Source organism: Lancefieldella parvula, from assembly GCF_963547875.1.
GTDB classification, from domain to species: Bacteria; Actinomycetota; Coriobacteriia; order Coriobacteriales; family Atopobiaceae; genus Lancefieldella; species Lancefieldella parvula_D.
In genome coordinates this window covers 116,616-125,442 of the sequence record NZ_CAUUSI010000002.1, presented here as the reverse complement: position 1 = coordinate 125,442, position 8,827 = coordinate 116,616, and the positions used below count along the sequence as shown (strand labels likewise).

At 48.8% G+C, this 8,827-nt stretch carries 9 protein-coding genes; all 9 read right to left on the bottom strand.

The features are described 5' to 3' along the window. Positions 1-75: 75 nt before the first annotated feature. Positions 76-2,274 carry a polyribonucleotide nucleotidyltransferase gene (locus tag RWJ96_RS02130; RefSeq protein WP_314018690.1) on the bottom strand — a complete coding sequence of 733 codons (2,199 nt, stop codon included), beginning with the start codon at positions 2,272-2,274 and terminating at the stop codon, positions 76-78. A gap of 84 nt (positions 2,275-2,358) precedes the next feature. Next, positions 2,359-2,637 (bottom strand): 30S ribosomal protein S15, encoded by a 279-nt coding sequence (rpsO, locus tag RWJ96_RS02125; protein WP_035427641.1) that lies wholly within the window; start codon positions 2,635-2,637, stop codon positions 2,359-2,361. Positions 2,638-2,772: 135 nt separating this feature from the next. Beyond that, positions 2,773-3,522 carry a DNA repair protein RecO gene (gene recO / locus RWJ96_RS02120; protein ID WP_314018688.1) on the bottom strand — a complete coding sequence of 250 codons (750 nt, stop codon included), beginning with the start codon at positions 3,520-3,522 and terminating at the stop codon, positions 2,773-2,775. A gap of 2 nt (positions 3,523-3,524) precedes the next feature. Then, complete coding sequence (gene era, locus RWJ96_RS02115) at positions 3,525-4,463, bottom strand: GTPase Era (protein ID WP_314018686.1); 939 nt, start codon at positions 4,461-4,463, stop codon at positions 3,525-3,527. 12 nt (positions 4,464-4,475) lie between these two features. After that, the gene (locus RWJ96_RS02110; RefSeq protein ID WP_314018685.1) at positions 4,476-4,853 is read right to left on the bottom strand and encodes a diacylglycerol kinase family protein; all 378 of its coding nucleotides are present in this window, start codon (positions 4,851-4,853) and stop codon (positions 4,476-4,478) included. Then, on the bottom strand, positions 4,853-5,362 hold the full coding sequence (ybeY, locus tag RWJ96_RS02105) for an rRNA maturation RNase YbeY (protein WP_314018684.1): 510 nt from the start codon (positions 5,360-5,362) through the stop codon (positions 4,853-4,855). The genes RWJ96_RS02110 and ybeY overlap by 1 nt, the downstream gene beginning before the upstream one ends. A 1-nt stretch (position 5,363) precedes the next feature. After that, complete coding sequence (locus tag RWJ96_RS02100) at positions 5,364-6,323, bottom strand: PhoH family protein (RefSeq protein ID WP_314018683.1); 960 nt, start codon at positions 6,321-6,323, stop codon at positions 5,364-5,366. A gap of 11 nt (positions 6,324-6,334) precedes the next feature. Further along, entirely contained in the window at positions 6,335-7,606 is a 1,272-nt protein-coding gene (locus RWJ96_RS02095; RefSeq protein WP_314018682.1) for a MiaB/RimO family radical SAM methylthiotransferase, read from the bottom strand. Beyond that, a complete protein-coding gene (gene dnaJ, locus RWJ96_RS02090; protein ID WP_314018680.1) occupies positions 7,606-8,811 on the bottom strand; it encodes a molecular chaperone DnaJ in 1,206 nt (401 codons plus the stop codon). The genes RWJ96_RS02095 and dnaJ overlap by 1 nt, the downstream gene beginning before the upstream one ends. Positions 8,812-8,827 lie beyond the last annotated feature (16 nt).

Genomic DNA, 8,827 nt, shown 5'->3' with positions numbered 1-8,827 from the left:
CATCGAAGCTCTCTTCAATACCTCATGTTTTATAAGACCTCGCGTGGCGAGAAACCCTTTGAGTTTAGGTGTGCCTTATGCGTCATGGTGACGACGTGGCTGCCTGCGCTCAGAGTTGCCGTTGTCGTTCTGACGACGTGGGCGACGCTCCTCACGATCCTTCTTTGGAGCACCCTGTGGTGCCTCTGGCTTATCGAGACGGTCAAGAGAAATCTTGCCCTTCTCGTCTACCTCAAGGACCTGAACCTTAACCTCGTCGCCAACAGCTAGGACATCCTCGATCTTCTCGACACGTCCCTGTGCAACGCGGGAAATGTGAAGCAGACCATCCTTGCCAGGAAGGAGCTCAACAAAGGCGCCGAATGGCTGAAGACCAACAACGCGACCAGTGTACTCCTCGCCTACCTCTGGAACCTTAACAATAGCCTTAATGCGCTCTGCAGCAGCTTCGGCAGCACCGTTAGTACCAGCGATAAAGACGGTGCCATCCTCCTGGATGTCAACGGTTGCGCCCGTATCCTCCTGGATACCGCGGATAACCTTGCCACCAGAGCCAATGACGTCGCGAATCTTATCGGTTGGGATAGAAAGCGAGATGATCTGTGGAGCAGTCTCTTTGGTCTCAGTACGAGGTGCAGGAATCTGCTCAAGCATCTTGTTCAGAATGAACATACGGCCCTCTTGAGCCTGGAGAAGAGCGCTGCGCAAAATCTCTGGAGTAAGACCAGTTGCCTTGTTGTCCATCTGCATTGCGGTAATACCCTTGGTGGTACCGCAGACCTTGAAGTCCATGTCGCCAAGGAAGTCCTCAAGACCCTGGATATCGGTAAGAACAACAGTCTTACCGTTCTCCTGGATAAGACCCATTGCAACACCAGAAACAGGACGCTTTAGAGGAACACCTGCATCCATAAGGGAAAGCGTAGAACCGCAGGTAGAAGCCATGGAAGAAGAACCATTGGACTCCATTACCTCAGAGACAACACGGATGGTGTAAGGGAACTCTTCTTCAGAAGGAATGACAGGCAGAAGTGCGCGCTCTGCAAGAGCTCCGTGACCAATCTCACGGCGCTTTGGGCTGCCCATACGGCCAGTCTCACCGGTGCAGAATGGTGGGAAGTTGTAGTGGTGAATGTAGCGCTTGCCATCCATTGGCTCAATGGTGTCAAGACGCTGCCACTCGTTGAGCATGCCAAGTGTACAAATGGAGAGAACCTGAGTCTGACCGCGCTGGAAAAGGCCAGAACCGTGAACAAGTGGCAGGTAATCAGGCTTGACCATGATTGGACGGATCTCGTCTGCAACACGACCGTCAACGCGCTCGCCGGTCTCAACAACCATGACGCGCATAGCGTGCTTCTCAAGACCCTTGAGCTCAACCGCAATAGCGCGACTCCAAAGCTCCTGCTCCTCCTCGGTGAACTGAGCCTTAATCTCGTCCATCAGGTCAGCAACCTTCTGCATACGGGACTGCTTGTCAGCATCCTTAAGAGCAGCGCTCATCTGGTCATAGTAAGCAAAGATGCGGTCGTGAACCTCAGCAATTGGCTCGTCAAGGATGTACTCACGCTTGACGATAGGGCCGTTAACCTCTTCCCACTTAGCAATAAACTTCTTCTGCTCCTCGCAAAATGCTGCAATTGCTTCCTGACCAAATGCCATAGCGGAGAGCATGTCCTCTTCGGAAATCTCATCTGCACCAGCCTCAAGCATGGAAATAAAGGTGGAAGAACCGCCAAGCTCAAGGTCAAGGTCAGAGTGATCGCGCTCTTCATAGGTTGGGTTAACCAGGAACTCGCCGGTATCAGCGTTGCGGCCAATACGGACGCACGCAAGTGGTCCCTCAAAAGGAACGCCACCAACGGCCAAGGCAGCAGATGCACCCATGACAGAGATGGTATCAACAGCGTTTACCTGATCAGCAACAAGAGAAGTTGCAACAATCTGAACCTCATTGCGGAAGCCATCTGGGAAGGATGGGCGCAGAGGACGGTCAATCATACGAGCAGTAAGGGTTGCCTTCTCGGATGGACGAGCCTCACGCTTAAGGTATCCACCAGGAACACGACCAACTGCGTACATTTTCTCAATAAAATCAACAGTCAGTGGGAAGAAGTCGTAGTCCTTACGCTCCTTGGAAACCACTGCAGTGAGAAGTACGGTGGAATCGCCGCACTTAACGATACAGGCACCTGTTGCCTGCTTTGCGAGCTCACCAGCCTCAAGGGTGTAGTGCTTACCATAGAGGTCAAATTCGTGAGTTACTTTAGTCATTTCTTTCCTCTTCTATCTCCGTTTGCCCCATTGCAAACGGGCCTCAAACATAAAGGGCGCCAGACGGCGCCCTAAAAAGCCAACTTACTGGATGTTGTCGCGGATACCCAGGGAAGCAATAAGAGTACGGTACTCTTCAATGTCGTTCGACTTGATATAAGAAAGAAGACGACGACGCTTACCAACGAGCATCAGAAGACCACGACGAGTGTGGAAGTCCTTCTGGTGGGACTTCATGTGGTCGGTGAGCTGACGAATACGCTCAGTAAGAAGAGCAACCTGAACCTGTGCGGAACCGGAGTCCTTCTCGTCCTTGCCGTACTGCTTGATGAGCTCAGCCTTACGATCCTTAGTTACTGCCATAATAAACCGCCTTTCGCGTTGAATACTCCTTGTACTGAGAAGGTAGCCGGCAGTGACTAGCCCCTAAGAACAAGGAAATAACCTACAAGAGGATACCAGTTACTGGTGAACTTTGCTAGCAAAAATCCACTTCAACTAGATACTCAGCAGAAATTCAAATGCTTTAAGCCGCGCTTCAAGGTGTGTAGCCGCCCAAATATGTGCACTAGTAAGCAAAAAGAGCGCAGTTTCTGGAGCAATATCGGCAACAACAAGCTGGTCAAAGGTAAGTTTCAGAAGCGATGACAACCACGAGAACTCAAGTGGAGTTACCTCAATAGCTCCCTCAATCTCATGCGCACAACTTCCACACAATGCACCACCAGCAGCTGGCGAGAAGTACGTCAGGGCTTCATCTCCACAGGCAATGCATGATTCCAGCTCAGGACGCCAGCCTTCGTGTGCCAAAACCTTAAACACGTATGCGGCAACGACAAGATCTAAGCGTTTCTCGTCATCTACTTCTTCACAGGCTCTGAGAGCGCGAGAAAGCAGCGGATAGAGAAACGCGTCCTCAATGCCATCAATGCACGAAAGGCGTGCAACCTCGCAGATAGCTGACGCGGCCGCTACCTTAGAGAGATCTCCGCGAAGTGTGGCATGCGGCTCAAGCAAGGTTGCCTCGGACAAGATGTCAAGCGAGCGACCTTCTGCTAGTAGTACGTCTAACTCGCAAAAAAGTTCAACACGGGCAGCAAAGCGACCGCCTGGCTTTCTGGCACCCTTTGCAACAGCTCGTCGTTCTTCTCCCGAATCAGACAGCATGGTTAAGATGAGGTCTTGCTCGGCAAGTTTTGTTCTATCAAGCACAATAGCTTTAAGACGAGTGGTCTTTCTACCAGGCACAACTAGTCCTCAGTTGAGTAGCCTAGGCGCTTAATCTCGTTGGCGTCACGCCTCCAGAGAGGCTGAACACGAACCTGAAGGTCAAGGTAAACCTTGCGACCAAAAAGCTTCTCCAGGTCTTTTCTAGCCTCGACGCCAACGCGCTTGATCATGGAGCCACCCTGGCCGACAACGATGCCCTTTTGTCCTTCTCGCTCAACCAAAATGGTGGCAGAAATGGATAAGTGACCGTCAGTTGCTACCTCATACGAATCGCAGACAACGGCAACAGAATGAGGAACTTCCTGACGAAGGTTGAGCAATAACTTCTCGCGGACAAACTCTGCCACCAGGTCTTCTGGCAAGGCATCAGTCTCCATATCCTCTGGAAACCACATAGGACCCTCGGGAAGATGCTCAGAAACAAGCGAAATAAATGCCTGAATATTAAAGTCTTCCGGAGCAGAAACAACTAGTACGTCATCAAAGTGAGCAAGAGCCTGTGCAGCCTCAAGTTGCTCCGCCACCTGCTCTGGCGTTGCAATATCTGCCTTAGTAATAACCAGCAGCTTAAAGGCGGCGTGCGCCTGCTCAACATGATTGGCAACCCATTCATCTCCACGACCAACAGGCTTAGTAGCGTCAATCAAAAAAGCAATGACATCAGCGTCATTAAGCTCGCCAAGCGCTGCCTTGTTGAGCTCTTTTCCAAGAGCGTCTTTGGGCTTGTGGAGGCCTGGGGTATCTACAATGACCAGCTGGGAGTTCTCACCGTTTACCACTGCCCTAAAACGACGTCGTGTTGTCTGGGCAACAGGGCTTGCGATAGCCACTTTCTGGCCCATGCAAGCGTTTAACAGCGTGGACTTACCAACACTTGGACGACCAACTAAAGCAACAAAGCCGCTCCTAAAGGGAGTGGTCTCAGATGTAGTATTTTCAGAAACTGAATTGGCGGTCATATGTCCTCCAACTTACCAATGAAAAATTGCACGCGAGAAAATCAAAAGTCCTATAAGAGCTGCGGTGATGCTGATGCAGCACGAGGCAGCTGCCGCAATATCTTTAGCTTTACCAGCCATGGGATGAAACTCTGGAGAAACCAGATCTACCACGGTTTCTATTGCTGTATTAAGAAGTTCTGTGGTTAAAACCAAACCAATACAAGCAAGAACAAGTGCCCAGCTCACAGCGTCTAAACCAACAAACAATCCTGCCACTACGGTTACTACAGCAGCAACTGCCATACGACGCAAGTTTGCTTCCTGAGCAAATGCTTGGCGAGCGCCCTGTAGTGCAAAGAGAAGGCCGCGCTTAAAGCTTGGATGTCTGCCCTTAGATCCCGGAATCATTACTCGTCAATCCCCTCGCGGTGGCGAGTCAACACGACTGGCTCAATAGTCCTATCCGTTGAAAGCAGAGCAACAAGAGCGTCCTCACGGGCCTCCATGATCTCTGCCTCATCATCTTCAATATGGTCATATCCAAGCAGGTGAAGCATGGCATGAACAAGCATAAGCCTAAACTCATCTGCCTCTGTAGTGCCATATTCTTTTGCCTGGCGAGAAATAAAATGAGGAGCCAGAATAATATCGCCCAACTCACACATCTCACCAGGAGCCAAATCTGGATCATCAGGTCGTTCTACCTCAAGTGAGATAACGTCAGTGGGCGCATTTTTTTCTCGCCACTCAAGGTTTACCTGCTGAATCTCTGCATCGCTAACAATGGAAATGGAGACCGTGCAGGGGCGCTCAACGCCCTCTTCAGAAAGTACCAGATTGCAATCAGCTTCAATCTCTTCCACAGAAATTGGCGACTCGACGCCCTCTTCGATCACAATGTCGTACTCGTTAACCACGTTACTCCCCTAGCTGTTTGTTCTCATACGCAGTGTATGCATCAACTATCTTACCAACCAACGTGTGGCGAACAATATCATTTCTATCTAAATCAACAAAAGCAACGTCTTCAAGGTTGCCAAGAACCTGTCGAGCAACGTCCAAACCGCTTCTTCCTACAAGGTCTCGCTGTGTTGCATCACCAGTTATCACAAACTTTGACGAGAAACCCAGGCGAGTCAGAAACATTTTCATCTGCTCAGGGGTGGTATTTTGTGCCTCATCCAAAATGACAAACGCATCGTTCATAGTGCGGCCGCGCATAAATGCAAGTGGCGCAATCTCAACAATTCCCTGTTCAATGAGGTTATTTGCGTACTCCATTGAGGTCATATCAAAAAGCGCATCGTAGAGCGGCCTAATGTAGGGATCAAGTTTCTCTTGAAGTGTTCCTGGAAGAAAGCCGAGAGACTCTCCTGCTTCTACAACAGGTCTTACTAGCACAATTCTGCTGATTTGCTGAGAAGTCAAAGCTGAAAGCGCCATGGCAACTGCCAAATAGGTTTTGCCGGTACCCGCAGGACCAATACCAAAGGTTATAGAGTTGTTTGCAATTGCCTTGGTATACGCTATTTGACCTTGTGTTTTAGGCTGAATTGCTTTGCCTTTATGAGTTACAAACAGGGTACGTGTTCCCGTTTGCTCTAAGTTGGCATTTCTTTTTGTACTATCAAGCAGCAACTTTACGTCTTCAAGCGTTGGTCTAGATCCAGACTCGACCATTTGAATCAGGTGAGAAAAAATAAGCGTTAACTGCTCAATTTCTTGAGAAGTTCCCGACAAAAAGATTGCTTTGCCTCTGACTGAAATAAGAGCTGCACATGACGCTTCAATTTCTCTGAGCAAACTATCAGCTGGACCGGTCAGATATAAAGGATCCACTGAATCAGGAATAGTTAAGCGAATCTGTGTTGGCTCCATGTTCCCCCAATTTATAAACGAGTAGCTTTTAGCGTTCCATTAGGTAAAACTTCATCAAAGCGCATAGCGATAAGTTCATCAAGTTCAATAGTAGGATCTACCTGGACATCAAAAAGACCACCAGAAATTCCCCTACCAGGATACTGTACCACCACATTATCGCAGGTACCAACTAGCTTCTTAGCAGCATCAAAGCGCATAGCATTACCCAAATCACGCATTTTCTTTGCGCGCTCAGCCATCACTTTTGGATCTACCTGATTTGGAGCAGTAGCTGCAGGCGTTCCAGGTCGCTTGGAATACCTAAATACATGCATCTTAGAAAAGCCCATCTGACGACAAAACTCGTACGACTCGTCAAATTCTTTATCAGTTTCTCCAGGAAAGCCAACAATAAGGTCAGTTCCCAAGGCAATGGTTGGCAGTACCGAACGAGCTTCCTCAACAGCCTTGCGATAAAGCTCTGTCCTATACACCCTACCCATACGAGCAAGCGTAGCGTCACATCCGGACTGAAGACAGATATGCAAGAAAGGTGCAATTCTTCCGTTGGAGGCAACAATTACCTCTACCAAACGAGCATTTACATCTGGTGGCTCAAGAGACGATAGTCTCAAGCGACCAACCTCAGTTTTTTCAAGCACATACTCGAGAAGATCAGGAAGACGTAGAATTCTTCCACCTTCATCCTCAAGTTGAGCCTTATAGCTACCAAGGTTGATTCCCGTAAGAACAACCTCTTGAGCTCCTCTGCTCATAGCATCTTTTACCTGCGAAACAACTTCGCGAGGATCAAGAGACTTACCTGCGCCACGTGCTTTCCACACAATGCAGAAGGTGCAACGATTATCGCAACCGTCTTGAATTTTGATGCCAGGGCGCGTACGACCTGTTGGAGTAGGCTTGGAGATGACAAGTCCGTCGTCGCTTACGGATTCTGGTGCAAAACCTAGCTCTTCAAGAACCCTATCTGCAACTTTGTCCTTCTCGGCTTCTACCACAACGTTAGGAGCAAGCGAGGCAAGTTCATCAGCAAAAAGACTTGCAACACAACCCGTTGCTACTACAAGAGGGGCTCCTGGCATAAGCGCTGCTTTACGCACAGCTTTTCTCGTCTTAGCTTCTGCTTCTGCGGTAACAGCGCATGTGTTGATAACAATTGCCTGAGCTTCATCTTCTTCAACAATGCGACATCCCATGCGAAGCAGAGAATCCGCCATTAAATCAAGCTCAACGCGATTTACCCTACATCCAAGATTTATGAGCGCAATACCATGAGCCATTAGCGCCTCTTCTTGGAAGTCTTTTTGGAAGTCTTTTTGGCGTTCTTATTTTTGTGATCTGAAGAATCTCTGCCTTCAGATTGAGTGGTGTGTGACTCATCTTGAGTGTCTTGAACACTACTTTGTTTACGCTCATCAATAAGGGAGGCGAGCGTTTCCAGCTGATTTGCAGTCAGCCCAGTTGTAGTCTCAATGTGAACCAGAACGTAAAGGTTTCCACGAGCCTTAGTATGCAAACGAGGCATGCCTTTACCAGCCACGCTTAGCTGCTGGCCATACTTACAACCTGCAGGTATAGAAATCTCAATAGTTTCATCTTTGATAATGCCGTCAATGGTAACGGTAGTACCAACAATTGCCTCAAGAGAATCTACACTAACTGAAGTAAAGAGATCGTCTCCCCTGCGCTCAAAGTCTTTATGCTGGGAAACCTCAATAGTTACGATGAGGTCACCAGAGGTATCACCCCTGACACCAGCCTCGCCCTTGCCGGTAATAGAAATTGACTGGCCAGAATGAACGCCTGCAGGAATTTCAACAGAAACACGCTCATGGTCAGGAGTTCTTCCTTGGCCACCACAGGTCTCGCAAGCATGTTCAACCTTTTTGCCTGTTCCTTGGCACTCTGGACATACTGTCTGAGACTGCATCTGACCAAAGACGGTATTTTGAACCTGAACTACCGTGCCCGTACCGTGACAGTGTGGGCAGTCTTCAATTTTTCCACCCTCACCAAGGCCAGTGCCATTACAGTCATCACAGGTAGAAAGCCTGTTATACGAGATAGTTTTTGTGACACCCGCAGCAGCTTCTTCCAAACTGATAGAGAGTCTAATTCCCATATCACTACCACGAGTACGCTGAGCAGCGCCACGACCACCATGGTTGCCACCAAAGAAGGAATCAAAGATATCTCCAAAGCCACCAAAACCACCGCCAAAGATATCTGACATATCCACATAGCCGCCGCCAAAACCAGATGGACCATTAGGATCACCATAACGGTCATAGTTGGCGCGCTTTTGCTCATCTGAAAGCACAGAATAAGCTTCGTTTACCTCTTTGAATTTTTCTTCTGCATGAGGGTCATCAGAAACATCAGGGTGCAGCTTTCTTGCAAGCTTTAAAAAAGCTCGCTTAATAGTTTTTTGGTCTGCATCACGAGCAACACCTAAGAGCTCGTAGAAGTCTTTCTTCTCTGCCACGCTTACTAACTCTCCC

Excerpts from the sequence above, each read along its gene's own strand:
- RWJ96_RS02095 (WP_314018682.1), bottom strand. The coding sequence starts at position 7,606 with ATGGCTCATGGTATTGCGCTCATAAATCTTGGATGTAGGGTAAATCGC.
- era (WP_314018686.1), bottom strand. The coding sequence starts at position 4,463 with ATGACCGCCAATTCAGTTTCTGAAAATACTACATCTGAGACCACTCCC.
- rpsO (WP_035427641.1), bottom strand. The coding sequence starts at position 2,637 with ATGGCAGTAACTAAGGATCGTAAGGCTGAGCTCATCAAGCAGTACGGC.
- RWJ96_RS02100 (WP_314018683.1), bottom strand. The coding sequence starts at position 6,323 with ATGGAGCCAACACAGATTCGCTTAACTATTCCTGATTCAGTGGATCCT.
- RWJ96_RS02110 (WP_314018685.1), bottom strand. The coding sequence starts at position 4,853 with ATGATTCCGGGATCTAAGGGCAGACATCCAAGCTTTAAGCGCGGCCTT.
- RWJ96_RS02130 (WP_314018690.1), bottom strand. The coding sequence starts at position 2,274 with ATGACTAAAGTAACTCACGAATTTGACCTCTATGGTAAGCACTACACC.